Source organism: Polaribacter vadi (assembly GCF_018861005.1).
GTDB classification, from domain to species: Bacteria; Bacteroidota; Bacteroidia; order Flavobacteriales; family Flavobacteriaceae; genus Polaribacter; species Polaribacter vadi_A.
The window spans coordinates 389,014-415,215 of the sequence record NZ_JAHKQL010000004.1; the positions used below are offsets into that span (position 1 = coordinate 389,014).

Genomic DNA, 26,202 nt, shown 5'->3' on the forward strand with positions numbered 1-26,202 from the left:
GTTATATTTTTTTACTTTTGTAGCTCTTTTTAATATTTTAGAACACAATATATGCACGTTGCAATTGCAGGAAATATAGGCGCAGGTAAAACCACGCTAACCAAACTTTTAGCCAAACATTTTAATTGGAAACCTCATTTTGAGTCTGTAGATGAAAATCCTTACTTAGATGATTTTTACGGAGAAATGGAACGTTGGTCGTTTAATTTACAAGTTTACTTTTTAAATAGTCGTTTTCGCCAAATCTTAGAATTAAGAGAAACAGGTAAAAACATTATTCAAGACAGAACTATTTACGAAGATGCTCATATTTTTGCACCGAATTTACATGCAATGGGTTTAATGACTAATAGAGATTATAGCAATTATAGTTCTTTATTTGAGTTAATGGAAAACTTAGTACAGCCACCAGATTTATTAATTTATTTACGTGCAGACATATCAACTTTAGTAGGGCAGATTCACAAACGTGGTAGAGATTACGAAAATTCTATAAGTATCGATTATTTAAGCAGACTTAATGAACGTTATGAAGCTTGGATTTCTACTTATACAAAAGGTAAACTTTTAGTAATAGATGTAGATAATTTAGATTTTGTTACTAACCAAGAAGATTTAGGTTATATAATAGACAGAATAGATGCTCAAATAAATGGTCTTTTTTAAGAAAACAGAATAAATATTAGATTTATATAAAAGTAAAGAGACCGTTAAAAACGGTCTCTTTTTTTGTGATTAACTCACGCATGATAGATAGTCCCCCAACTTTCTATCAGATTTTAAGTGATGCTAATGCAACACTTCAATCTTGTTATCTACTATTTCCTTAACAGGAATAATTATCGTTTTATTTTCGACCTTTAAAATTACTGAAATATTATCAATTGACTCAATAATTCCTTCAAAATTTTCAGTTTTTATTTTACTACCTATTTTTAAGTTCTTTCTAGAGTAATAACCGAATAAAAGTCTTTTTATTATATCTCTAGAGCCTAAACCAAAAGAGATTGTAAAAGCTGCCAAAATCGATGCAAATATAATAGATAAATTGTTAGTAATCAAATCTGTGTTTATACCAGCTTGGTTTAACGCTGTAACACTTACTATTACTGCAATTATGTAAAAAATAATATTTCCAACTAAGCTGCCTCCAGTAAGTTCTAAAGAAGTAAACATACTCGAAACTGCCTTTTTTACCATGTTTGCAATATAAATACCAACAGCAAAAATTAGTAAAGCACTTATTAATTTTGGTAAATAAGCAATTAAATTACCTAACTGCTCAGAAACCATTTTTAAACCTAACAACTCAGAAGCTACAATTATAAAAATAAAGATTAGTATCCATTTTATAGTTGTAATGATAATTTTTGTAGGTTGAATTTTAATAGAAGTATTGCCAAAAATTTCATCTACATTTAATTTTTCTGGTAAAGCATCTATATTTGTAAGCCCTAATGCTTTTTTTATGATGTATAAAATAAATTTAATAAAAAGCCATCCAATAATTAAAAAAGCAAGCCCTTTTAATAATTGAGGTAAAAAGTTCACAAAATTGTACCAAAGGTTTTGTAAAAAACTAAAATCGAAATCAGATTGTAGGGCTATTTGTAAAGCGTTCATTTTGTTGTATAATTAGTTATTTATCTTCTTTTTTTTGATGTATAGCACCCAAAATATTGCCAATTGTATTTGGGTATTTCACCAAAAACAAATCAGCAACATCAATTGTTAGCTTAATCATATTAATGTCATTCAGTACTTTTTCTTTAAGTACATCTGGCACTTCATGATGATGTAATATTTTTTTAAAAGGATTCCCCATATTTATAGTTCTCCGTAAATACTTACCACTTTTTGTTTTGCTCTTTTAATTCGCATTTTTACTGCACTTTCTCCAATACCTAAAGCCTCTTTAATTTCTTTAATGCTCATATCATCTTGATATTTCATTAAAAGAATCATTTTATCTTTGGGGTCCATTAAATCTAGAGCCTTAGCTAATTTATCTGACTTTAATTCAAATAATGCAGCATCATCAATTTCTTCAGATACATCATCATCTTTAATTACATCTGTAACCACAGTAACTTTTTCTTTTTTCTTATGAGTATTTCTTTGTACATAATTCACACAAAAATTATATGTAAAAGAATACAACCAAGTAGAAAACTTAGAATTGCCTTTAAACGTTTTCAACTTTACAAACAATCTAATAAAAACATCATGTGTTAAATCTTCTGCTTCTTCTTTACTTTTGGCAAAGCCATAACACTTGTTATAAACAACTTTAGAGAATCTATCATATAAAATAGCAAACAACTGAGAGTTGTTTGTTTCTACTATTTTAAAGACCAATTCTTCGTCTGTTAATTTGTTAACTATACTTGTTTTCAATACTAATTACCTTTTAGACACAAAAAAAAACAATAAGTCACAACTATTTTTTAAAAAAAGTTAGTCCGCAATTTTAACACGTTGAACGTGTCTTTTTACACTTTTAAAAAAAAATGAAACATTTTGTAACATTTACAATAATTGTTACGTATAATAAGTTGTAGCAATACATTAATCCTTTAAAAAGTCAGAGAGAATTAGATGAGACAACTTAAAATTACCAAGCAGGTTACTAATAGAGAAACTGCATCCCTAGACAAATATTTACAAGAAATAGGTAAAGTAGATTTAATTACTGCAGATGAAGAAGTAGAATTGGCACAGCTAATTAAAGCTGGTGATCAAAGAGCATTAGAAAAACTAACAAAAGCCAATTTAAGATTTGTTGTATCTGTTGCAAAACAATATCAAAATCAAGGATTAACATTACCAGATTTAATTAACGAAGGTAATTTAGGTTTAATTAAAGCTGCAAAACGTTTCGATGAAACACGTGGTTTTAAATTTATCTCTTATGCTGTTTGGTGGATTCGTCAATCGATCTTACAAGCTTTAGCAGAACAATCTAGAATTGTACGTTTACCATTAAACAAAATTGGTTCTATTAATAAAATTAATAAGATGTACGCTTTCTTAGAACAAGAAAACGAGCGTCCTCCTTCTGCAGAAGAAATTGCTAAGAAATTAGACATGACAGTTAATGACGTTAAAGAATCTATGAAAAATTCTGGACGTCACGTATCTATGGATGCACCTTTAATAGAAGGTGAAGATTCTAATTTATACGATGTATTAAACTCTGGTGAGTCTCCAAACCCAGATAGAGTTTTATTACATGAATCTTTACGTATAGAAATTAACAGAGCTTTAGAAACGCTTACTCCTAGAGAAGCAGATGTTGTAAAATTATACTTTGGTTTAGGTGAGCACCAACCAATGACATTAGAAGAAATTGGAGAAACTTTCGATTTAACAAGAGAACGTGTTCGTCAAATTAAAGAAAAAGCAATCAGAAGATTAAAACACACTTCTAGATCTAAAATTTTAATGACTTATTTAGGCTAGATTTCAAATGTACTAAAAAAGTAAAAATAAAACTCTCAGAAAAAATCTGAGAGTTTTATTTTTTAATTAAAATTCTAAATAATATAAGCACAAGTTTTTAAGAGATATATCATCTAAATATTTTATAAACTAAATTATTATATCATGAAACAAAAAAAAAATATTATTAAGTTACCCATACTTGTTTTGATTTTGTTGTCTACTTTTTCTTTTCTAAATTGTAATAATGACAGCTATGATGAAGAGGAAGATGAAACCACAACTAGTGAATCATCAATTATAGCAGAATCATATTTTAATACCAGTAGCCTTATTTCTATTGAATTAGTTGAAGCTAGATTAGAAGATGGTACAACTGCAGATTGCTATCAAATAACTTTTTCTGGAGATGCTATTGATGGAGAATTAGGTCCGTTTTGTCCAGAAACCATTGATGACATTGGAGGGATTGCTGTATATGATGGAGAAACAAACCCAGGATTAAGAAACATTTCTAGAGATTTACTTGAAGATATGGAAGCTGATGGATGGAATATTGTTGAAGATGATACTGGCCTTGTTTATAGTAATAATAATAGTGGTACTTCTAATTGTTTAGCTTTAGCATATGATGCCGATTTAAACTTTGTTTTTACTGTACCTGTTGTACCTAAATTAGCTAGTTCTAGTACGGATATAGATGAAGTTGAAAACTTAGGCTTTTCTATTGATGGTACTCCCTTAACTGGAGACCCACCATCTGCTGTTTTTGGTCCAGCAATGTTTGGTACTCAAGATATAAGTGAAATTGAGGAAATTAATTTCCCTTCAATTGATCCTTGTGGAGGGCATCCAGACCCAGCAGGTTACTATCACGCTCACTTTATACCACAAGTTATAAATCAGGTTTTAGCTGCCAACAACATAGATGAAGTAGAATGTACCATGTTTGAACAAACATCTGGTACAATTTTAGCAGGTTTTGCAAAAGATGGATTTCCTATTTATGCATATGCAGAAATGCCAGACGACCTTGATGAATGTAATGGAAGAACGGCAGCAACAACAGAATACCCAGATGGTGTTTATCATTATGTTGCTAGTACAACTGCTGTTACAAATATGCCTCCATGTTTAAAAGGTGTGGCAGTGCAAGATAGTTTTGAAATTCAGTAATTAATTATGAAAAAATTCATTCTAATTTTACTATTATATTCTAGCTACTTTTCATTAGAAGCTCACAATCCTTTAACATCTAGAGTTGAATTAGTATCATCAAGTAATAACAAAGCTGTTTTAAATATATACATGACTCAATCTGGGTTACAAAAAGCATTACTTAATGAACATAACGCTATTGATTTTAAAGAATTATCAAGAGATCAATATGAAAAATTAATTATAGACTATTTAAAATCTAGAATTAAATTGAGTATTAACAACACCCCTTTAGAACTAGGATTAAGCGCCGTAAAATTAGGGTCTCATGAGACTGATGCATTTTTTTATATAAAAAATTATCCTATAAACACTGAATCTTTAAAAGTTGATATTGATGCTTTTAAAGAAAATGGTAATCAACAAACTGTATTTTGGTGGAGATCACCTAAAAAAAATGAAAAAGTTGTTTTATCAAAAAAAAATGATTTTAAAAAAGACTTTGGTATAAAAAATAATAGCCCTTTTTTAAAAAATCAATATTTATTAATATTTGGAATATTAGTAATATCTACAATAGGTTTTATTCTTTTTATTAAAAGAAAACAGCTATTAACAAACGGTATCTAATTATACTTTTATATAAAATATTTCACTTAATTTTTCTTTAAAATCACTCTTAAAAAAGAGTGATTTTTTGTTTCATATAAAAAGTCAAAAACTTTTAACTTATCAAAATATTAGCAGATGAATACCTCATTTCATTATATTTGCAAAAAGCACAAAAATAATAATGAGTAATTTAATTGCACCTTCAATTTTAGCGGCAGATTTTGCCAACTTACAAAGAGACATAGAAATGGTAAACAATAGTGAAGCAGATTGGTTTCATATTGATATTATGGACGGTGTTTTTGTACCAAATATTTCTTTTGGAATGCCAGTTTTAAAAGCAATAAATAAGCATGCTACCAAAATAATTGATGTACATTTAATGATTGTAAATCCTGATCAATACATACAAACTTTTGCAGATTTGGGTGCAGATATTTTAACAGTGCATTACGAAGCTTGTACACATTTGCACAGAACAGTGCAAGCCATAAAAGCTGCAGGAATGAAAGCCGGAGTTGCTTTAAATCCGCACACACCAATTGCAGTTTTAGAAGACATTATTGTAGATTTAGATTTGGTTTGTATTATGAGTGTAAATCCAGGTTTTGGAGGGCAATCATTTATAGAAAATACTTATAAAAAAGTAAGCCAATTAAGACATTTAATTGAGTTTACAGAATCTAATTGTCAAATAGAAATAGATGGTGGAGTTACCAACAAAAACGCAAATAAATTAATTGAAGCTGGAGCCAATGTTTTAGTGGCAGGTAGTTTTGTTTTTGGAGCCGAAAATCCGACAGAAACTATTGCAGATTTAAAAAACATTATTGCATAATCATTTCAGATTTTGTGCATCTTTATATATAAGCCACGAATTCACTAATTTCTATTTTTGATTGCGTGGCTTTTTTAGTAAAACACAACAATAAATTGGTGACAATTTAAATTAAGTAAAAAAACATTTAATAACTCAATTTAAAAAAAGTATTGTACACTGTAGTAGACATAGAAACCACAGGAAATGGATATAAAGGTCAGAAAATAACTGAAATATCTATTTTTGTTTTTGATGGAAAAGTTGTGGTAGATGAGTTTACATCATTAGTAAATCCTGAGCAAAATATACCACCCTTTATTACCAATTTAACAGGTATTACAAATGCAATGGTTAGAAATGCACCTAAGTTTTATGAAATAGCAAAAAAGGTAGCAGAAATTACAGAAGACACTATTTTTGTGGCACATAATGTAAACTTCGATTACAATATTATTCAGGCAGAATTTAAAAGTTTAGGTTTCGATTTTAAGCGTAAAAAACTCTGTACAGTTCGTTTATCAAGAAAAATAATTCCAGGATTAAACTCATATAGTTTAGGTAATATTTGTACTGATGAAAATATACCCATTAATGGTAGGCACAGAGCAAAAGGAGATGCTGAAGCCACAACAGAATTGTTTAGAAGATTAATTGAAAGAGATGATAAATTCATCATCAATTCTTTTTTAAATCCAAGATCTAGACAAGCTACTTTACCTCCGCTTTTAGATAAAAAAGTAGTAGATAATTTACCTGAAACTTTTGGCGTTTATTATTTTAAAAATTTAGCCAAAGAAGTTATTTACGTGGGTAAAGCCAATAATATAAAGCAAAGAGTTATCAGTCATTTTTACGATAAAAAAAAGAAAGAGCAGAATATGTGTTTAGAAACTGCTGATATTTCTTATGTGAAAACTGGCAGTGAATTATTAGCGCTTTTGTACGAATCATCAGAAATAAAACATATTTACCCAAAATACAATAGAGCCCAAAGAAAATCTGGAGAAGCAATTGGCTTATTTTCTTACGAAGACCAAAAAGGAATTTTGCATTTGGCTTATAATCGCTTAAAATTAGTACCAAATCCGTTAACCAAATATTACAATGTTTCTGAGGTTAGAAATCATTTAGAAAATTTGTGTAAAGAGTTTGAATTGTGCCCAAAATACTGTCATTTACAAACTAATGTAAGTACTTGTTTCCATTATCAAATAAAAGAATGTAAAGGTATTTGTTGCAATAAAGAGTCTGTAGAAGATTACAATTTACGTGTAAAAGAAGCAATAAAATCAATAGGAATTGGAGCTGAAAATTTGGTGATTAAAGAAATTGGAAGAACTAAGAATGAAATTGGTTTTGCCTTAATTTTAGACGGAATTTACAAAGGTTTTGGCTATGTAAATAAGCATCAATCAGAACAATTAACAAATCCAGAAGACTATTTATTTTTTGTTCAACCTCAAAAAGACAATAGAGACATTCATAGAATTATTGGTTCTTATTTAAAGAAAAAAGAGAGAAACAAAGTTATCGCTAAATAAAACTAAGCAAACTCTTAATTTTAAAAAAACAAAAACCCAAAATATCCGTAAAGCGTTTTTTGAGGTTCTGTTTGTATTCATAAAAATTACTGTCTCTATTTTGCTTATTTCATCCCCCAATAAAATAAAAATTTCTAGAGCTAACTTTTACTTTAACTCCCTTAAACAATTTTATTTTCAAGCTTTTTTTTCTCTAAATTATTCTCTTTTTTAAAAGCCATGGTTAACAAAGCAACTTCTGTTAATAGTAATGCAATTTTTAGCTTTTTACTTTTACTTACAGCTGCAGTTAATCCTAAAATTTTTGTAGCAATCATAATTTTTATTTTTGGTTTCTTCAAAAGTATAAGGTTTGTACTGTGTAGATTAATGCATTTCATTTAAAAAGTAACGCAAATAAAAAATCTCAAAATGTAAAATTTTGAGATTTGAATATTTTAGAAAGAAAAGTAAGCTTAAATTCCGTCTCCTAATTCTTTTAATTTTTCTGTGTTTTCTGCTAACATTAATTCATCTATAATTTTCTGAATATCGCCATTCATAATATTAGGTAAATCGTATAAAGACAAACCAATTCTGTGATCTGTAACACGACCTTGTGCATAATTGTAAGTTCTAATTTTTGCACTTCTGTCTCCAGAAGAAACCATAGAACCACGTTTTAAAGCATCTTCTGCTTGTTTTTTAGCCAATTCTAAATCGTATAAACGAGAACGTAAAACTTTAAAAGCTTTCTCTTTATTTTTATGCTGCGATTTTTGATCTTGACATTGAGCTACTAAACCTGTAGGAATATGTGTTAAACGAACAGCAGAATAGGTTGTATTTACAGATTGACCTCCTGGACCTGAAGAACAGAAAAAATCGATTCTTACTTCTTTTGGATTAATCTCTACATCAAATTCTTCTGCCTCTGGAAAAACCATACAAGTTGCTGCAGAAGTATGCACACGACCTTGTGTTTCTGTTTGTGGTACTCTTTGCACACGATGAACGCCTGCTTCGAATTTTAAAATTCCGTAAACGTCATCTCCATTTACTTCAAATTGAATTTCTTTAAAACCACCATTTGTACCTTCTGAATAATCTACAGTAGAAACTTTCCAACCTCTACCTTCGCAATATTTTGTGTACATTCTAAATAAATCTCCTGCAAAAATACTAGCTTCATCACCTCCTGTACCTGCACGTAATTCTACAACTGCATTTTTAGAATCTTCTGGATCTTTAGGTATTAACAAGAATTTAATTTCCTCTTCTAATTGCGGAATTCGAGTATTAGCTTCATCAATTTCCATTTTTGCCATTTCTGTCATTTCAGCATCAGAACCATCAGCAATAATTTCTTTTGCTTCTTCTATATTGTTCATTAGAGTATTGTATTCAGCACCTTTCTTAACAACATCACCTAAATCTTTATACTCTTTCATTAATTGTGCATAACGTTTTTGATCCATAATGATTTCTGGCTGAATAATTAAATCAGAAACCTCATCATAACGTTGTTTTACAATTCTTAATTTATCTAACATCTTGTCCTCTTTTCTTGGATTGCGAATTTACAATTTTTATGGGTATCTTTGAAAAAACCTATCTATTTTTATGAAAAAGCTACTTATTTTATGTTCATTTTTATTGATATTTTCTTGCAACAGTAATATCAAAAAAAAACAAAAACCTACTTTTTTAATTGGTGAATGGAAACGTTTAAATGACAAACCTGGTAGCCAAACTTACGAAATTTGGAACACTAATTTAGTAGGAATGGGTTATACAATGAAAGGTAAAACTAGGTCTTTTCAAGAAATTTTGAGTATTATTACTATTAAAGATACTCTGTATTTAGAGGTTAAAGGCGTAAATGAAAAACCAACTTTATTTAAATTTATAGAACAAACTGATACTTCTTTTGTAAGCGAAAATCCGAAGAACGAATTCCCTAATAGAATAAAATACATTTTAGACAACAAGCAGTTAAAAGCATCTGTTTCTTCTGATGATTTTAGAATTGATTTTATTTTTGATAAGGTTAATTAAACCATTAATAATTTTAATAATAGTCAAAATATTATCACTTTAAAAAAAGTACTAAACCATAAAGTGTGTATGTTTATTAAGTACTTTAATCAATCAGATTCTTTGAGAAAAAACACTTAAAAATCAGGTTTATGCTATTTTAAAATGGTAAAATAAAATGTAGTTCCTTTACCTTCTTGGCTTTCTAACCAAATATCACCTTTATAATAATTAATTATTTTTTTAACAATAGATAATCCTATTCCAGAAGAAGAACTAACACTCTCTAATTTGGTGAAAACTTTAAAAATCCTATCAAAATAATCTGGATTAATACCTATACCATTGTCTTTAACAAAAAATTCGTAATATTCATTTTTATCAGTTACACCTACCTCAATCAGGCCTTCTTCTTTATCACTATATTTAATTGCATTTTCTATTAAATTGATAAATATTTGTTCAAACCTCCATAAATTTCCATGTATAGTTGGTAAATCTTTCTGAATTGTAAGTTTTACATGATCTGGTTTTGATATCCCATTAACAATATCTGAAACCATTACATTAAATTCTATATCTCTATCATCTGTATCTAACCTATCTATGGTAGAATAATCTAAAATACCTTTAATTAAGAAGTTCATTTTTTCAACATTAAAAGATGTTTCTTTTAAAAGCTCTAAAAAATCATTAGGAACATTATCTCTATTATCTTCTAAAAACCAATCTATTAACGTTTGAATATTTATTAAAGGAGCCTTTAAATCATGAGAAACAGCATGAGCATATTTACTTAACTCTTCGTTTTGTGCTGATAAGTTTTGTAATAATTCTTCCTTTTTTTGTTCTTGTTTTTTTATAAGCTCTTCTTGTTCTTTTCTTTGAATTACATTGACTAACATATTTGCAAAAACAAAAAGTATATCTTTTTCATTTTCTGCATATTTATTTATTTTTCTAACAGAATCAAAGCCTATAAAACCAATTAATTCATTGTTTTTAATTTTAGGAATTACAATTAAACTTTGTATGCCTTGTGGTTCTAAAATAGCACGTAAACCAAACTCTCCATCTTTGGGCAACTGGCTAACATCTTCTACATAAAAAGCCTCTCCTTTTCTGTGCGCTTCTAACCAATGTGTTATATAATCTATGGGAATATTTTGTAAATTTTCTATTTCTGGCTCAATTCCGTTTGCACACCATTCATAAGTATTACTTGTAGTATTGTTTACAAAATCATAAGAAAAAACATAACTTCTATCTGCTTCTACAAACTCTCCTATTTGTTTTAAAGATTTACCAACCAACTCATCTATATTCGATAAATCTGAATTGATATATTTGGTTGAAATACTAATTAATAAATCTTGAAAACGTAATTGACGCTCAATAATAGAATTGGTTTCTTCTTTTCTAGAACCGTCATTTTCTTTTTTATTTAACTCTTTCTTAGTCATATAAATTTCTTTTTCTGATAGTTTGATGTGCCTAAATTACGGTTTTTATAAAATAAAATTCATCTATTTATTGAACTTTAACAATCTTCTAAGCCCCTTTTATCTAAACTTCTTAAAATTTGCTCTAAAGATTTACCTCTATTTTTTAAACAATATTCAACTTTTGGAGGCACAACAGGATAAATCTTTTAAAATGTGTTATGTAAAAGATCCTTTTGGAATTGTTTTTGAAATCTATACTCACAGTTATGAGTTAACGTATTCTTCTGGCGCTTATCAAAAGAATTAATTAGGAATTATTTCTATAATAAAAAACCTCTAAATTGATAAGAATTAGAGGTTTTTAAATATTTTAAAATTTGGGATTATTCATAAATGAATTCACCAAACTCGCTTTTAATAGTTAACTTTTTTGTTTCTGATGCTTCTACTCTACCTACAATTTTAGCATCAACATTAAAAGATTTAGAAATAGAAATAATGTCTTCTGCAATTTCTGGAGTAACATAAATTTCCATCCTATGTCCACAATTAAAAACTTGATACATTTCTTTCCAATCTGTTTTAGATTGTTCTTGTATTAATTTAAATAATGGCGGAATTGGAAACATATCATCTTTTACAATGTGTAACTCATCAACAAAATGTAATATTTTGGTTTGTGCACCTCCAGAACAATGAATCATTCCATGTACTTTATCCGAAGAAAAATTATTTAAAATTTCTTTGATAATTGGCGCATACGTTCTTGTTGGTGATAAAACCAATTTACCTGCATCAATAGGAGAATCTTTTACTTCATCTGTTAATTTAGTACCTCCTGAATATACCAATTCTTCTGGTACAGCTGCATCAAAACTTTCTGGATATTTATCTGCTAAATACTTATGAAAAACATCGTGTCTTGCAGATGTTAAGCCATTAGAACCCATACCTCCATTATATTCGGTTTCGTAAGTTGCTTGTCCAAAAGATTCTAAACCAACAATTACATCACCAGCTTTTATGTTTGCGTTATCAATAACATCAGAACGTTTCATTCTTGCAGTTACTGTAGAATCTACAATAATTGTTCTCACCAAATCACCAACATCTGCAGTTTCTCCTCCAGTTGAATGGATTGTTACTCCAAAACCTTTAAGATCTTCAATTAACTCTTCTGTTCCGTTTATAATTGCTGATAAAACTTCGCCAGGAATTTTACTTTTATTACGACCAATGGTTGATGATAACATGATATTATTTGTTGCACCAACACATAATAAATCGTCTATATTCATTATTAAAGCATCTTGTGCAATACCTTTCCAAACAGAAATATCTCCGGTTTCTTTCCAATACATATAAGCTAAAGAAGATTTTGTACCTGCACCATCTGCATGCATTATTAAGCAATAATCATCGTCATTAGTTAAATAATCTGGTACTATTTTACAAAATGCTTTCGGAAATAAACCTTTGTCTATATTCTTAATTGCATTGTGCACATCTTCTTTTGATGCAGAAACACCTCTTTGTGCGTATCTTTTAGAAACTTCTTGACTCATATTATTGTATTGTGAATTGCAAATTTAGGTTTTTGATTGAAAAAAACAGTAGAAATCTGAATGAATGTTTACTAGCAAAGGAGCAAAGCTTTTACAAAAAGCTCAAAATATTTTTTTTTCAAAAAAAAAGTTTATTTATTAGAAAAAACCTCACATCTTTTAATAGTGAAATAAATTCAGTACAAAAAAAACTGTGAGGTATTTAATACTGTTGATTATTTAAAATTACTTCCTTTTTAGGTAAGCTATATGCGTTAGGGATTGAATGGTTTGTTTTAGCTCTTTTTTGCTTTTTCAGCAAAAAAAGCGAGTAATGAAAGCCCGTTAAAACGCCCAAAACCTCATAAACTCAATACCTAAAAGTATATTATCTTGTAAATAATAATTCTCTGTATTTTGTTAGTGGCCACAAGTTATCATCTACCATAGTTTCTAACTTGTCACAATGGTATCTAATATCATCAAAAAATGGTTTTACTTTATTACAATAGGCTTGAGCAGATTTTAATCCTTGTAGTTTATTTGCTTTTCTGCGTTCATCAATCATTTTATTGGTTAAAGCATTTATTTCTGTAATATGATTAGAGATAATCATTATCAATTCGATTTGTTCTTTAGCAATCTTCTTAAATTCGTTACCAAAAATTTCTTTTAAATTTTTGGTGTTTTCTAATAACGTATTTTGATAATTAATAGCTGTTGGTACAATATGGTTTCTTGCTATATCTCCTAAAACTCTACTCTCTATTTGCAAACGTTTCGTGTATTCTTCTAATTCAATCTCATATCTTGCTTCTAACTCTACATTGTTCATTACATTCATTTCTTCAAATAAAGCAATTGTTTTTTTAGAAACTTTTACTTTTAATGCTTCTGGCGTAGTTTTATTATTACTTAGTTTTCGTTTTTTTGCTTCTTTTTCCCAAGCATCTCCATAACCATCGCCCTCAAAACGAATATTTTTTGAAGCTTTAATGTATTCTCTTAATACATTAAATACAGCTTCATCCTTTTTTAAATTTTTACTTTCTATAAGATTATCTACTTCAATTTTAAATTCTTTTAATTGTTTTGCAACAATAGTGTTTAAAACTGTCATTGGTATTGCACAATTGGCTGATGAACCTACTGCTCTAAACTCGAATTTATTACCTGTAAAAGCAAAAGCCGAAGTTCTATTTCTATCTGTATTGTCTAATAAAATTACTGGTATTTTACCAATAATATTTAGTTTTAAATCTGTTTTTTCTTGTGGAGATAATTTACCTATGGTTACATTTTCTAACTCATCTAAAACTCTAGACAACTGACTACCAATAAAAACAGATATAATTGCAGGTGGTGCTTCATTGGCTCCTAACCTATGATCATTACTTGCAGAGGCTATAGAAGCTCTTAATAATTCTTCATTTTCGTAAACTGCTTTTATTGTATTTACAAAAAAAGTTAAGAATTGTAAATTTTTCATTGGTGTTTTACCAGGACTTAACAGATTTGTACCATCTGAAGTTGATAAAGACCAATTATTATGTTTACCAGAACCATTTATACCTACAAATGGTTTTTCGTGAAAAAGCACTTTAAAGTGATGACGTCTAGACACTTTATGCATCACATCCATTAATAGAGAGTTATGGTCTACTGCTAAATTTGCTTCTTCAAAAATGGGTGCCAATTCAAATTGATTTGGTGCAACTTCATTATGTCTTGTTTTTACAGGAATACCCAACAACATACATTCTTGCTCTAAATCTTGCATAAAACTCATAGCTCTTGCAGGTATACTACCAAAATAATGATCATCTAATTGCTGACCTTTTGCGGGTATATGACCCAAAAGCGTTCTACCCGTCATTAAAATGTCTTGTCTAGAATATGCAAGTGCATCATCTATTAAAAAATACTCTTGTTCCCACCCCAAAGTTGCATTTACTTTGGTTGCATTTTTATCAAAATATTTACAAACTGCAGTTGCGTGTATATCTATAGCTTGTAAAGCTCTTAATAAAGGTGTTTTATTATCTAAAGCATCCCCTGTATAAGAAACAAAAATCGTAGGTATGCACAAAGTTGTTTCGTAAATAAATGCTGGTGATGTAGGGTCCCAAGCTGTGTAACCTCTAGCTTCGAAAGTATTTCGAATTCCTCCATTTGGAAAACTAGAAGCATCTGGTTCTTGCTGAACCAATTGTTCACCATCAAACTTTTCTATAGCTAAACTTCCGTTTATAGATTCGAAAAAAGCATCGTGTTTTTCTGCTGTTGCACCTGTTAAAGGTTGAAACCAATGAGTATAATGTGTAGCACCTTTAGAGATAGCCCAATCTTTCATACTCACAGCAACTTGATCTGCTATTTTTCGGTCAATTCTTGTTCCTTTTTCAATCGCATTCATAACACTTTCGTATGCAGCTCTTGTAAGATACTGTTGCATTGCGTGTTTATTAAATACATTTTTGCCAAACAAAACCGATCTTTTTTCATTTTCTTGCACTTTTTTAGCACTTCTATTCAATATTTCTTGCAACGCAGAAAATCTAATTGTTGACATAATATGATTTTTAAAGGGTAATTTTTATTTTTTAAACAAATATACCCCATAAAAAATAGGGATAAAATTATTTTTTATTCATTTTCAATTTTTACCCCCCTTTTTTTTTGATATCAATACAAAAAAAGCCATTTTTGTAACATTAACATCACACACAATAAATAATTATGGCAAAAATTAAATTAGAATACATTTGGTTAGATGGATACTATCCAACTCAGAACATGAGAAGTAAAACCAAAGTTGAAGAACATGAAGACTTTAAAGGAACAGTTGAAGAATTAGGTAATTGGTCTTTTGATGGGTCATCTACAAAGCAAGCTTCTGGAGGAGCGTCTGACTGTATTTTAAAGCCTGTTGCAATTTATCCAGATCCTGCTCGTATTAATGGATACTTAGTAATGACTGAGGTTTTAAGTGCTGATGGAACTCCACACGAATCTAATGGTCGTGCTACTATTGAAGATGATGATAATGATTTTTGGTTTGGTTTTGAGCAAGAATACTTTATTATGGATTCTAAAACACAATTACCTTTAGGTTTCCCTGTAGGTGGTTATCCAGGACCTCAAGGAATGTACTACTGTTCTGTAGGTGGTAAAAATACTTTTGGTAGAGATTTCGTAGAAGAGCATGCTGATTTATGTATTGATGCTGGATTAAACTTTGAAGGTATTAATCAAGAAGTTGCTTCTGGACAATGGGAATTTCAATTGTTTGCAAAAGGTGCTAAAAAAGCAGGTGATGAAATTTGGATTGCTAGATACCTACTAGATCGTTTAACAGAAAAGTATGGATGGTACATTGAATACCACCCAAAACCGATTAAAGGAGACTGGAATGGATCTGGAATGCACGCAAACTTCTCTAACTCTATTTTAAGAGAATGTGGTTCTAAAGAAAAGTACGCAGAAATCTGTGAAGCTTTCCGTCCTTTAACTAAAGAACATATTGAAGTTTATGGTGAGCACAATGAACAACGTTTAACTGGTTTACACGAAACTGCATCTATTAGTGATTTCTCTTGGGGAGTTTCAGATAGAGGAGCATCTATCCGTATTCCAATTATCGCTGTAGAAAAAGGATACCATGGTTGGTTAGAAGATCGTCGTCCATCTTCAAACGGAGACCCATACAAAATTGCTGCTAGAATTATTAAAACGGTTAAACCGATTAAATAATAATCTTAAGTATAAATCAAAAAAAACGCTAACAAATAAATGTTAGCGTTTTTTATTATAACTTCTTTTGAACTATTTAATTTGCTCTGGTGGAAACCTTGAAATAATTTCTTTTACAAATAACTTAATTCGTTCTTCTTTTTTCTCTACATTATCTAGTTTTAGAGCACCAGTTCCAATACCTTGCCAAACTAATTCTTTCTTTTGTTTATCAATAAAATCGATAAACAAGGTACCTTCTGTATATTCATTTATATTTAGATTGTTGTTCATACCATTCCACCTGTAAGGATTCCATCCCCAACCAAAACCGTAACCAAAAGTATTATTCAGATTGACGTTTACCTTACGTCTCGATTTTGTAAAAATACTCACTAACATATCCGGATTTTCAGATTTTGTAAACCCTTGTGCTAACAATTCAGATTCAATTGCTCTTAAAACTCTTTTTTTATCTAAACTAGAAATTTCAGCTTTATCAATTCCTGTTTTATAAAATGCAAAAGTTTTATATTGATTAAAATCTACCTTTGTATCATAATCTGTAACCACCTTTACAGTATTACAAGAATACAACCCAACTAATAGAAATAATGATAATGATAATAATTTTAGAGTTTTCATAAGATTAAATTTAGCTATAATTTATCAAAAAATATGCCAAACTAAGAACATCAAACAAATAAAAGCTATAAAATAATTAAATATTCATAAGATTAAACTTTATTTTGAAAATTCCTTAAATTGCAAGACATAAATTAAACATTTATTACGAATGAAACAAACATCTACCTATAAACCTAATCATAAAATACGTATTGTAACTGCTGCTTCACTTTTTGATGGTCATGATGCTGCTATAAACATTATGCGTAGAATTATTCAATCTACAGGAGTTGAAGTTATTCATTTAGGGCATGATAGATCAGTAGAAGAAGTAGTTAATTGTGCTATTCAAGAAGACGTGAATGCTATTGCAATGACTTCTTATCAAGGAGGTCATAATGAGTATTTTAAATATATGTACGATTTATTGCAAGAAAAGGGTGCTGGTCACATCAAAATTTTTGGTGGTGGAGGTGGAGTAATTCTTCCTGAAGAAATTAAGGATTTAATGGATTATGGAATTACAAGAATTTATTCTCCTGATGATGGAAGAGCTCTTGGTTTACAAGGTATGATTAATGATTTGGTACAAAAAAGCGAACAAGCCCATCCTAACCTTCCCAAAGGGAAGGAACTACAATCTGACTCAAAAAATGATGGGAAAGTTTGTAATGAAGATGGTAGTTGGTTGCTAGAATTAGGAAGTGAAAAAGTTTTAGAAAATCTAAAAAATAAAGATGTCAACACTATTGCTAGATTAATATCTCTCGCAGAAAATAACCATATAGATTTCGAACAGATTTTTTCCCCTTTGGGGAAATTAAAAGGGGCCTCTACTCCTGTTTTAGGAATTACAGGTACTGGTGGTGCAGGAAAATCTTCTTTGGTAGACGAATTAGTACGCAGATTCTTAATTGATTTTCCTAAAAAAACAATCGGAATTATTTCTGTTGATCCATCAAAAAGAAAAACTGGTGGTGCTCTTTTAGGGGATAGAATTAGAATGAACGCAATTAACAATTCTCGTGTCTATATGCGTTCATTAGCAACTCGTCAATCTAATTTAGCATTGTCTAAACATGTAAATGAAGCTATTGAAGTTTTAAAAAGTGCTGAATTTAATTTAATTATTTTAGAAACTTCAGGAATTGGACAATCTGATACAGAAATCATTGAACATTCTGATACTTCGTTATATGTGATGACTCCTGAATTTGGTGCAGCAACACAATTAGAAAAAATTGATATGCTAGATTTTGCAGATTTGGTTGCCATCAATAAATTTGATAAAAGAGGGGCTTTAGATGCTGTAAGAGATGTAAAAAAGCAATATATGCGCAACAATAATTTGTGGCATATCAATCAAGAGGATTTACCAGTTTATGGTACAATTGCATCGCAATTTAATGACCCTGGAATGAATACTTTGTACAAAAGTATTATGGATAAATTAGTCGAAAAAACTGGAGCTGATTTAAAATCAACTATGGAAATTACCTCAGCAATGTCTGAAAAAATATTTGTAATTCCGCCAAAAAGAGTTCGTTATTTATCAGAAATTGCTGATGATAATAGAGATTATGACAAAAAAGTAAATGAACAAGTAATTGTTACTCAAAAATTATATGGAATTCATCAAACTATAGTATCTATCACAAATTCATCCGTAGAAATTATTAAAACTGGATTGGATGAAGATGCCATTTTAGAACATATTAATGCTGATGAAAAAGAATTTGTCAAATTATTATTTGCGCAATTCGAAAAAGTAAAACTAGACTTAGATCCTTACAATTGGGAAATCATTTTAAACTGGCAAGAAAAAGTACAGCACTACAAAAATCCTATTTATAGTTTTAAAGTTAGAGACAAGGAAATCAAAATTGAAACCCACAGCAAGTCGCTGTCACACTCAAAAATACCAAAGGTTAGTTTGCCTAAGTACCAAGCTTGGGGAGATTTGTTACGCTGGAATTTACAAGAAAACGTGCCTGGAGAATTCCCATATACAGCAGGTTTGTATCCGTTTAAAAGAACAGGCGAAGACCCAACAAGAATGTTTGCAGGCGAAGGTGGTCCAGAAAGAACCAACAGACGTTTTCATTATGTAAGTTTAGGAATGGATGCAAAAAGACTTTCTACAGCTTTTGATTCTGTTACTTTGTATGGAAATGATCCTGATGTAAGACCCGATATTTATGGTAAAATAGGAAATGCTGGTGTATCTATTTGTTGTTTAGATGATGCTAAAAAACTGTATTCTGGTTTTGATTTAACGCATCATATGACTTCTGTTTCTATGACTATTAATGGCCCAGCACCAATGTTGTTAGGTTTTTTTATGAATGCTGCCATTGATCAGAATTGTGAAAAATACATCGCAGCACATCATCTTGAGGCTGAAGTTGAAGCAAAATTTAAAGAAATTTATGATGATAAAGGTATAGAAAGACCAAAATATCAAGGAGAATTACCAGAAGGAAATGAAGGTTTAGGTTTACTACTTTTAGGTTTAACTGGAGACTTGGTTTTACCATCCGAAGTTTATCAACAGATAAAAAAAGACACTTTAGCGCAAGTGAGAGGAACAGTACAGGCTGATATTTTAAAAGAAGATCAGGCACAAAATACTTGTATTTTTTCTACTGAATTTGCGTTGCGATTAATGGGCGATGTTCAAGAATATTTCATCGAAAAACAGGTTCGTAATTTTTATTCGGTTTCTATTTCTGGATATCATATTGCAGAAGCTGGTGCAAATCCTATTACGCAATTAGCATTAACTTTGTCTAACGGATTTACTTATGTGGAGTACTATTTAAGTCGTGGAATGGACATCAATAAATTTGGCCCGAATTTATCGTTTTTCTTTTCTAACGGAATTGATCCTGAATATGCTGTAATTGGTAGGGTTGCTCGTAAAATTTGGGCAAAAGCGATGAAAAATAAATACGGAGCAAATCCAAGAGCACAAATGTTGAAGTATCATATTCAGACTTCTGGACGTTCTTTACACGCTCAAGAAATTGATTTTAATGATATTAGAACAACTTTGCAAGCCTTGTATGCCATTTATGATAATTGTAATTCTCTACACACAAATGCTTATGATGAAGCCATCACAACTCCTACTGAAGAATCAGTTAGAAGAGCGATGGCGATTCAATTAATCATCAATAAAGAATTAGGGTTGGCAAAAAACGAAAACCCAATTCAAGGGGCTTTTATTATAGAAGAATTAACAGATTTGGTAGAAGCTGCAGTTTTAGAAGAGTTTGATAGAATTACAGAAAGAGGTGGTGTTTTAGGTGCCATGGAAACCATGTATCAACGTTCTAAAATTCAGGAAGAAAGTTTGTATTACGAAACTTTAAAACACAATGGAGATTTTCCTATTATTGGCGTAAACACGTTTTTAAGTTCTAAAGGATCACCCACAGTTTTACCTGCTGAAGTGATTCGTGCTACTGAAACAGAAAAGCAATATCAAATTAAAACCAAAGAAAATCTGAATGCGATTCATAAAACAGAAGTTGAACATCAATTAAGAATTTTACAAGAAGCTGCCATTCAGAACGAGAATCTTTTTGATAAATTAATGGAAGCTACAAAAGTGTGTTCTTTAGGACAAATTACTGATGCTTTGTTTAAAGTAGGTGGACAATATAGAAGGAATATGTAAAAGGTAATACCTTCATATACATATTAAAATTCGCGCAATTTTTGTGCGGATTTTTTAGCTACATAATATTTATAATTCCTTAGTCATTTTTCCTAAGTTAATTTTCTCTCCTTTAGTAAAAGTAATTTCTCTTACCATACTCATATCTTGCCACAAATATTGACTCCCTTTTAATCTTTTCGTTTGTCTGATTCTTCTTTGAAAAGCTCTAAACTCTTTTTCAGTAGCTTCTCTTTTTATTCCTAATTCTCCATATAATTTTACAGCTGGATAATTAGAAAAACTCATTTTAAATAATGATTTTAACCAAAATAATTTACTACTATTCACTGCCAAAATACAGATTTTTTTATTGGTCTTAGAATTCACATTTAATTTGGAGGCAAACTTTTCGAAGTAAAATCCTGTTTGATTATCATTCAGAAAAAGAGAGCCAATTGGTGTTACTGTAGGTTGATTGTCTTTATCAACTGAAGCAATTGAAACGTGCATATTTACAGCAAAAGATTTACTAAAATGCATTCTTATTTTTTGCCAGTTTTCTTTTAGATTGATGTTCATAATTCGTTTTTTATTGAAAATAGATAGTTAAAAATAGTGTACTCATATATATCCAAAACAGCGTAAAAATGAAATGCATAGCAGTTTCAAATTTCTTTCCTTTCCATAGTTTAGGTGAATACACAAACAATTGAAAAATCAACCTAATGCTCCAAAATATACCTAAACCAAGTGCTATTTTATTACCAAATTCTGTTTGAATTAAATCTTTTGAAGAAGTTAAACACAGTAAACCTATCATTAAAACAACAAGTGCTATAAAAAATGTATGAACTGTCATCATTTGTTTATTGATTAAACTTAAAGATTTCAATTCTGTTTTCCAATTAAAATATTTTGGAAAACCAAGATGTATAAAGGATAAGATTGATAAAAGTATTCCTATAATTTTGAGTTGTAATTCCATATTTGTTAATTATTAATTGTACTAAAAATTGACATAAAAGGCGTAAATTTGGTTTCTTTTGTTAATCTAAATCCTGCTTGCTTAAAAACATGTTTCCAAACTTTATTTGAGAAAAAATGTGTAAAACCAACAGAAAACGCAAAAAAATTTGGAACATCCCTTAAATGTTCTACCATAATAACCCTTCCTTTAAGTTTACAAATTCTTTTACATTCACTTAAAAACTCAGATTTTTCTTTATTATTTCTTATTTCATGAACAGCTGATAATAAAAAAACTATATCAACAGAATTATCTGCTAAAGGAATAGCATTATATTTTATTTGCTGAGTGTTAAGGTATTCTAAAGTTACTTTTCTTGCTCTTACAATTGCAGGCTCTGTATGTTTCTCTGAATTATAAAAATCAAAAACTTTTAAATCTGATTTTGGAAATTTGTTTTTAATGATAAAACTTGTTTCATCAAAACCTGCATTGATATTTACAAATGTTTTTTCTTCGTCATCAGAAATAGAAAATTGATTTAGCCAATTAAAATTATAATATCCTGAAAAATCATAAACATAAGCAGAAACAATTAAAGGCATTAAAAGTCCATACAGAAATGTTGTAATTATCAATCAAATTATAAAATTTGATGCATTAAAAAATAAACAACCTAATATTATTAAGAATAAAACACTTAAACCAATTACATAAAAATGTCTGTTAAAACTTAGTATATTTAAGACTCCTTGAAACTTTTTTCTTTTTATTTCCATAATTCTATTCTTCCTTTTTTCCATTGATATGGAATATTTTCAATGATAAAACTATTAGCCAAAACACAATTTTTCAATTGTAATTTATTTAAAAAATTGAAATGATAATCTTCTACTTTTAACGGTTTTGGTTTCCAGTTTTGCCTTACTCCTTCAATTATTAAAACCTCTTTCGTTCCTTTATTATAAGTAAACGTAAAAGGTAAAGGGCCTGCAAATTTTCTTGCTTCTTTCCAATTTAAAAAAGGCGAATTTGGTGGCAATTCTACTTCTTCTACTGTTTTGTTTACTTGTATCTTAAAATCTGATTTTTTAGAAAATATATTTATAATATCATTTTCATTTTTCACATTTATATCTGTAGTTGTATAATTATAATGTGTAAAAATATTCCCTCTAAAAGTCATTTTTGGGCTATCTGTTTCTGATTTTAAAATGTACAAACCTCTTAATCTTTTTCCTTTACTGTTTGTATATCTCACACAAACACGATAACCTATTAAGAAAAAATCATTTCCCACAAACTTAGGAAACCCTTTAGGTTTTAAGCCTTTTGTTTGCACCATTGCAATTGCTATAAATGCCCATTTATCTTGAAAAGTATCTAATGTTAAACAATCAGGAATTAAAGATTCTAATTGTTCTTTTGGAACTGCAAATGTTAAAACAGTAGAACTTTCAAAAAAAGCTTCCACTGCAAATGGGTGATTTTTAAATTTTTTAAACATAATCTTTATTTTTAATTATGAATTCTTTGTAATACACAATTGAGCAAAAAAACAATGCAAATAGAATATTCAATTTCCCAAAAAGTAATATATCTTCTGCCATAATAAATTCTATAACATTCATAGTAATTACAATTGCGATTTGTGTAATACTGTTTATCCTTGATTTAATTCCTGATAAAATCCAAATTGTCATCAAAATTTCTAAAATTCCAATTGTAAAAGTTATTTCTCTAGAATACTTTTCATTTAAAATTCTGCCAACAATTTCTTGATGTCTTTGTGTAAAATTTAAGGTTTTGCAGAAAAATCCGTTTATGAACCAAACAAAAGCAATCAAATTTGTAAATAGTTTCTTAGTTTTCATTTTCTTCTCTTATAGATTCTAAAATAAATGTAAAGAAACCAGCAATACTCAAAGGAATTAAAATATAAAAAACAAAACCGTAAAAATCGCTATTAGGGTTTATTAAATCTAAAAACCACAATAACCCATATGCAATTACAAAACACCAATAAATTATTTGTTGTTGAATTCTACTCTGATTAATTCTATTATATAAGAACATTAAAAAAATTGCTGTTAGTAATTGAAAACCTCCTAAAATAATTTGAGCCATTAACCCTAAAAATATAGTTGCATAAAGTATTATTGTTGCTCCAAAAATAAATCGATTTAAATAAACCAAATAAATTATATATTTCATAATTATAATTTTAAAACTTTCAGAATTTATTGAAAGTTTATAGTCAAATTTTTTTACTTTTTTACAATTTTGGTAAAGTTTGATAAAAGCCAGTGTTCATCAGCTTTAATCGTTTTGTCTAAAATATTATTTACTGTTGTGGTTACTTTAGATAAATCGTTTAAAACCTTTTTAAATTCTAGAGCTTCTTCAGAATCGTCTTCGATTTCTTGCAAATCAGCTAAAACTTTTAAAACAGGCTCTACTTCTCTTCTTTTACGTTCTTTGGTGATTTGTTTAAACAATTCCCAAATATCTTTGGTTGCTACAAAAAATTCTTTTCGTTCACCAATTACCAATTCTTTTTGTACAATTCCCCAGTCAATTAAAGCTCTAACATTCATATTTACATTACCTCTAGAAATCTGTAAAGTTTCCATAATATCTTCTGCAGACAAAGGCTTTGTAGAAACTAATAATAACGCATGTACTTGAGCCATTGTTTTATTAACTCCCCAAGAAGTAGCTAAACTTCCCCAAGTATGAATATATTTTAATTTTGCATCTTCTAATACCATACATCAAATATACAACTTATTTCTAAACTTTCAATAATTATTGAAAATAAAATAATTTTATAGAATTGATAAGTTATTTATCTTTCCTTAAAAATTAAATACATAATGAAATTATTAGGAATAGGTTCAAGAATAGAACACGCAACATATGGAACAGGAGTTGTAACCAATGTTACCAGCAAACATTATTGGGTAACTTTTATAAAAGACGGATTAGAAACCATAGATATTGACAGCGATTTTGAAGTAATTGAAGCTGTAGAAGATGAAGTTGATACGATTAGTTTTTACGAAGTTGAAAAATCACTCAAAAGTTTATTACAAAAATGGAGCGATGTTACAGAAATAGCACCAATTGCAGATAGATGGAAAAAAGGAACCTTAATTTTTAGGTCAGCAGATTCTAATTTAGCTGATAAAGAAATACCCATTGATACGTTTTTTCATAAGATTGTAATGGTTAGAGATCGAATTCGTGTTATGGAGCAAAAAATTAACTCAAGCAAGACCTTAGACGATCAAGATAAAATTGATTTGCAACAATACATCACCAGAATTTATGGAAGTTTAACCACTTTTAATGTATTATTTAAAGTGAAATCTGATCAATTTGTAGGTTCAAGATCTAAATAATGCATCTTTTTTGATGATAACTCGTCTATTTTTAAAACAAAATGGATAATCAAAATTTAAAAACAGCATATTATCATCAACTAAAATTAGGTAAACAGGCTTTAAAACTAAAAAATTTTGAAGCTTCTTTTTATCATTTAGAAAATGCACATATTTTAGGGCAGAAACATTTAATTAGACATACAATTAGTCATTATTGGATGTTGAATTTTGGCATAAAGACTAAAAACATCAAAGAAAGTATTGGTCAAATTATTAGATTAATAGCTTCTCTCCTATTTACATTAATTTGGGTTCCTAAAGGAAATACAGGAGGTGCAGATGTTTCACCTATCAAAATAATGACGATTAGAAAAGAACTAAAAAAATATTTTTAATTTAATGCATCTTTTTTAAAGTTTTACTGTCTATTAGATGAACATTAAAACAAATATTATGAAATATAAAAACGAATGTACTTGTAATTGCAAAGGTTGTGTAACTGGAGATTGTAAAAATTGCACTTGTACAAGCTGTACTTGTACAAATTGTAACTGTTAGTTTTACACTGTTATTTCGACTTTATAAAGAACCTTCTACATTAGATTTCTTTATAAAGTTGAAATGACTTTTTTAAAATAAAAACAATGACTACCAAACAAGTTTGGACAAATTATTCTCAGGATTTAAAACGATTTATCATCAGCAAGGTAAAAGATACCACTATTGCTGAAGATATTTTACAGGATACTTTTATAAAAATCCACACCAAACTTCATACTTTAAAAGACATCACTAAATTAAAATCTTGGTGTTTTACTGTGGCTAGAAATTCGATTTTAGATTATTGGAAAAGCACAAATCAAACCTTTGAAATTGCCAATTTTGAAGCCGAAACTGAAATCTTAGAAAATACACATACAGAACAAGATTGCTTGCGAGGTATATTAAAACACTTGCCTAAAAAATATAGAGATCCTTTGTTTTTATCAGACATCAAAGGATTAAAACAACAAGAAGTTGCACATCAATTAAAACAAAGTTTACCTACAACAAAATCGCAAATTCAACGAGCAAGAAAATTAATTGCACAAGGTTTTATGGATTGTTGTGGTTTTGTAATGAATGAAAAAGGCAATTTAGTTGGCGAAATTCAAGAAAAAGAAGACTGCAAAGTTTGCAATTAATTTAACAAAATAAATCATCAATTTTTAATTATCTTGGGGGATAAATTTCTAATAAACTATTCTCT

General features: G+C 29.1%; 28 protein-coding genes and 2 pseudogenes. 13 read left to right on the forward strand and 17 right to left on the reverse strand.

Annotated features, from left to right (window positions below; all coding sequences use genetic code 11):
• The first annotated feature begins 51 nt into the window (after positions 1–51).
• Positions 52–666, forward strand: a complete 615-nt coding sequence (locus KO506_RS04335; RefSeq protein ID WP_215993656.1) for a deoxynucleoside kinase — start codon at positions 52–54, stop codon at positions 664–666.
• Positions 667–789: 123 nt separating this feature from the next.
• On the opposite strand, the gene KO506_RS04340 is transcribed toward KO506_RS04335, so the two are convergent.
• From KO506_RS04340 to KO506_RS04350, 3 genes are read right to left on the reverse strand one after another with little or no spacing between them, the layout of a single operon-like run.
• Positions 790–1,623: a mechanosensitive ion channel family protein gene (locus KO506_RS04340; RefSeq protein WP_215993657.1), complete on the reverse strand. Its 834-nt coding sequence runs from the start codon at positions 1,621–1,623 to the stop codon at positions 790–792.
• Between the two features lie 16 nt (positions 1,624–1,639).
• Positions 1,640–1,825, reverse strand: coding sequence for a hypothetical protein (locus tag KO506_RS04345; protein WP_215993658.1), 186 nt, complete (start codon positions 1,823–1,825; stop codon positions 1,640–1,642).
• Positions 1,826–1,827: 2 nt separating this feature from the next.
• On the reverse strand, positions 1,828–2,397 hold the full coding sequence (locus KO506_RS04350) for an RNA polymerase sigma factor (protein ID WP_215993659.1): 570 nt from the start codon (positions 2,395–2,397) through the stop codon (positions 1,828–1,830).
• A gap of 201 nt (positions 2,398–2,598) precedes the next feature.
• Between KO506_RS04350 and KO506_RS04355 the strand changes: the two genes are divergently transcribed.
• The 5 genes from KO506_RS04355 (at position 2,599) to KO506_RS04375 (ending at position 7,572) form a co-directional block, all read left to right on the forward strand.
• Entirely contained in the window at positions 2,599–3,462 is an 864-nt protein-coding gene (locus tag KO506_RS04355) for a sigma-70 family RNA polymerase sigma factor (RefSeq protein WP_018942691.1), read from the forward strand.
• Between the two features lie 144 nt (positions 3,463–3,606).
• Positions 3,607–4,617, forward strand: a complete 1,011-nt coding sequence (locus tag KO506_RS04360; protein WP_215993660.1) for a YHYH protein — start codon at positions 3,607–3,609, stop codon at positions 4,615–4,617.
• Between the two features lie 6 nt (positions 4,618–4,623).
• Positions 4,624–5,229, forward strand: a complete 606-nt coding sequence (locus KO506_RS04365; RefSeq protein ID WP_215993661.1) for a hypothetical protein — start codon at positions 4,624–4,626, stop codon at positions 5,227–5,229.
• A 163-nt stretch (positions 5,230–5,392) separates the two neighbouring features.
• Positions 5,393–6,049 carry a ribulose-phosphate 3-epimerase gene (gene rpe / locus KO506_RS04370; protein WP_215993662.1) on the forward strand — a complete coding sequence of 219 codons (657 nt, stop codon included), beginning with the start codon at positions 5,393–5,395 and terminating at the stop codon, positions 6,047–6,049.
• A 152-nt stretch (positions 6,050–6,201) separates the two neighbouring features.
• Entirely contained in the window at positions 6,202–7,572 is a 1,371-nt protein-coding gene (locus KO506_RS04375) for an exonuclease domain-containing protein (protein ID WP_215993663.1), read from the forward strand.
• A gap of 161 nt (positions 7,573–7,733) precedes the next feature.
• Here KO506_RS04375 and KO506_RS04380 read toward each other — a convergent pair whose 3' ends face one another.
• A complete protein-coding gene (locus tag KO506_RS04380) occupies positions 7,734–7,889 on the reverse strand; it encodes a hypothetical protein (RefSeq protein ID WP_215993664.1) in 156 nt (51 codons plus the stop codon).
• Between the two features lie 138 nt (positions 7,890–8,027).
• Positions 8,028–9,104, reverse strand: a complete 1,077-nt coding sequence (gene prfA / locus KO506_RS04385; protein WP_215993665.1) for a peptide chain release factor 1 — start codon at positions 9,102–9,104, stop codon at positions 8,028–8,030.
• A 70-nt stretch (positions 9,105–9,174) separates the two neighbouring features.
• Here prfA and KO506_RS04390 point away from each other — a divergent pair, with 70 nt between their 5' ends.
• Complete coding sequence (locus KO506_RS04390; protein ID WP_215993666.1) at positions 9,175–9,609, forward strand: DUF6265 family protein; 435 nt, start codon at positions 9,175–9,177, stop codon at positions 9,607–9,609.
• A 134-nt stretch (positions 9,610–9,743) separates the two neighbouring features.
• Here the strand turns inward: KO506_RS04390 and KO506_RS04395 are convergent, their stop codons facing one another.
• Both KO506_RS04395 and KO506_RS04400 read right to left on the reverse strand, forming a co-directional pair.
• Positions 9,744–11,051, reverse strand: coding sequence for a sensor histidine kinase (locus KO506_RS04395; protein WP_215993667.1), 1,308 nt, complete (start codon positions 11,049–11,051; stop codon positions 9,744–9,746).
• A 77-nt stretch (positions 11,052–11,128) separates the two neighbouring features.
• Positions 11,129–11,239 (reverse strand): annotated as a pseudogene (locus tag KO506_RS04400) (winged helix-turn-helix transcriptional regulator); the annotation flags it as partial.
• On the opposite strand from KO506_RS04400, the pseudogene KO506_RS04405 reads away from it, so the two are divergent.
• Positions 11,227–11,340: pseudogene (locus KO506_RS04405) on the forward strand (glyoxalase); the annotation flags it as partial. The pseudogenes KO506_RS04400 and KO506_RS04405 overlap by 13 nt on opposite strands.
• Positions 11,341–11,416: 76 nt before the next feature.
• Here KO506_RS04405 and KO506_RS04410 read toward each other — a convergent pair.
• A complete protein-coding gene (locus KO506_RS04410) occupies positions 11,417–12,598 on the reverse strand; it encodes an AIR synthase related protein (protein ID WP_215993668.1) in 1,182 nt (393 codons plus the stop codon).
• Positions 12,599–12,965: 367 nt separating this feature from the next.
• Entirely contained in the window at positions 12,966–15,149 is a 2,184-nt protein-coding gene (locus KO506_RS04415; protein ID WP_215993669.1) for a glutamine synthetase III family protein, read from the reverse strand.
• A 167-nt stretch (positions 15,150–15,316) separates the two neighbouring features.
• Between KO506_RS04415 and KO506_RS04420 the strand changes: the two genes are divergently transcribed.
• Positions 15,317–16,330 (forward strand): glutamine synthetase beta-grasp domain-containing protein, encoded by a 1,014-nt coding sequence (locus KO506_RS04420; protein ID WP_215993670.1) that lies wholly within the window; start codon positions 15,317–15,319, stop codon positions 16,328–16,330.
• A gap of 72 nt (positions 16,331–16,402) precedes the next feature.
• Here the strand turns inward: KO506_RS04420 and KO506_RS04425 are convergent, their stop codons facing one another.
• A complete protein-coding gene (locus KO506_RS04425) occupies positions 16,403–16,954 on the reverse strand; it encodes a DUF4136 domain-containing protein (protein ID WP_215993671.1) in 552 nt (183 codons plus the stop codon).
• A gap of 151 nt (positions 16,955–17,105) precedes the next feature.
• On the opposite strand from KO506_RS04425, the gene KO506_RS04430 reads away from it, so the two are divergent.
• Positions 17,106–20,618, forward strand: coding sequence for a methylmalonyl-CoA mutase family protein (locus KO506_RS04430; protein WP_215993672.1), 3,513 nt, complete (start codon positions 17,106–17,108; stop codon positions 20,616–20,618).
• Positions 20,619–20,687: 69 nt separating this feature from the next.
• On the opposite strand, the gene KO506_RS04435 is transcribed toward KO506_RS04430, so the two are convergent.
• The 7 genes from KO506_RS04435 to KO506_RS04465 all read right to left on the reverse strand — a co-directional run bounded on the left by KO506_RS04435 (position 20,688) and on the right by KO506_RS04465 (position 24,338).
• Positions 20,688–21,179: a hypothetical protein gene (locus tag KO506_RS04435; RefSeq protein ID WP_215993673.1), complete on the reverse strand. Its 492-nt coding sequence runs from the start codon at positions 21,177–21,179 to the stop codon at positions 20,688–20,690.
• Between the two features lie 10 nt (positions 21,180–21,189).
• Positions 21,190–21,585 (reverse strand): hypothetical protein, encoded by a 396-nt coding sequence (locus KO506_RS04440; RefSeq protein ID WP_215993674.1) that lies wholly within the window; start codon positions 21,583–21,585, stop codon positions 21,190–21,192.
• A gap of 5 nt (positions 21,586–21,590) precedes the next feature.
• Positions 21,591–22,205, reverse strand: a complete 615-nt coding sequence (locus KO506_RS04445) for a class I SAM-dependent methyltransferase (RefSeq protein ID WP_252726781.1) — start codon at positions 22,203–22,205, stop codon at positions 21,591–21,593.
• 131 nt (positions 22,206–22,336) lie between these two features.
• Positions 22,337–23,074, reverse strand: a complete 738-nt coding sequence (locus KO506_RS04450) for a DUF2071 domain-containing protein (protein ID WP_215993675.1) — start codon at positions 23,072–23,074, stop codon at positions 22,337–22,339.
• Entirely contained in the window at positions 23,067–23,441 is a 375-nt protein-coding gene (locus KO506_RS04455) for a DoxX-like family protein (RefSeq protein ID WP_215993676.1), read from the reverse strand. Before KO506_RS04455 ends, KO506_RS04450 begins: the two co-directional genes overlap by 8 nt.
• The gene (locus tag KO506_RS04460) at positions 23,431–23,781 is read right to left on the reverse strand and encodes a hypothetical protein (RefSeq protein WP_215993677.1); all 351 of its coding nucleotides are present in this window, start codon (positions 23,779–23,781) and stop codon (positions 23,431–23,433) included. The genes KO506_RS04455 and KO506_RS04460 overlap by 11 nt, the downstream gene beginning before the upstream one ends.
• Positions 23,782–23,834: 53 nt before the next feature.
• Positions 23,835–24,338 (reverse strand): GbsR/MarR family transcriptional regulator, encoded by a 504-nt coding sequence (locus KO506_RS04465; RefSeq protein ID WP_215993678.1) that lies wholly within the window; start codon positions 24,336–24,338, stop codon positions 23,835–23,837.
• Positions 24,339–24,443: 105 nt separating this feature from the next.
• Here KO506_RS04465 and KO506_RS04470 point away from each other — a divergent pair, with 105 nt between their 5' ends.
• The 3 genes from KO506_RS04470 (at position 24,444) to KO506_RS04480 (ending at position 26,137) form a co-directional block, all read left to right on the forward strand.
• The gene (locus KO506_RS04470) at positions 24,444–24,971 is read left to right on the forward strand and encodes a hypothetical protein (protein ID WP_215993679.1); all 528 of its coding nucleotides are present in this window, start codon (positions 24,444–24,446) and stop codon (positions 24,969–24,971) included.
• A gap of 41 nt (positions 24,972–25,012) precedes the next feature.
• Positions 25,013–25,348, forward strand: a complete 336-nt coding sequence (locus KO506_RS04475; protein WP_215993680.1) for a DUF3703 domain-containing protein — start codon at positions 25,013–25,015, stop codon at positions 25,346–25,348.
• 249 nt (positions 25,349–25,597) lie between these two features.
• Positions 25,598–26,137: a sigma-70 family RNA polymerase sigma factor gene (locus tag KO506_RS04480; protein ID WP_215993681.1), complete on the forward strand. Its 540-nt coding sequence runs from the start codon at positions 25,598–25,600 to the stop codon at positions 26,135–26,137.
• Positions 26,138–26,202 lie beyond the last annotated feature (65 nt).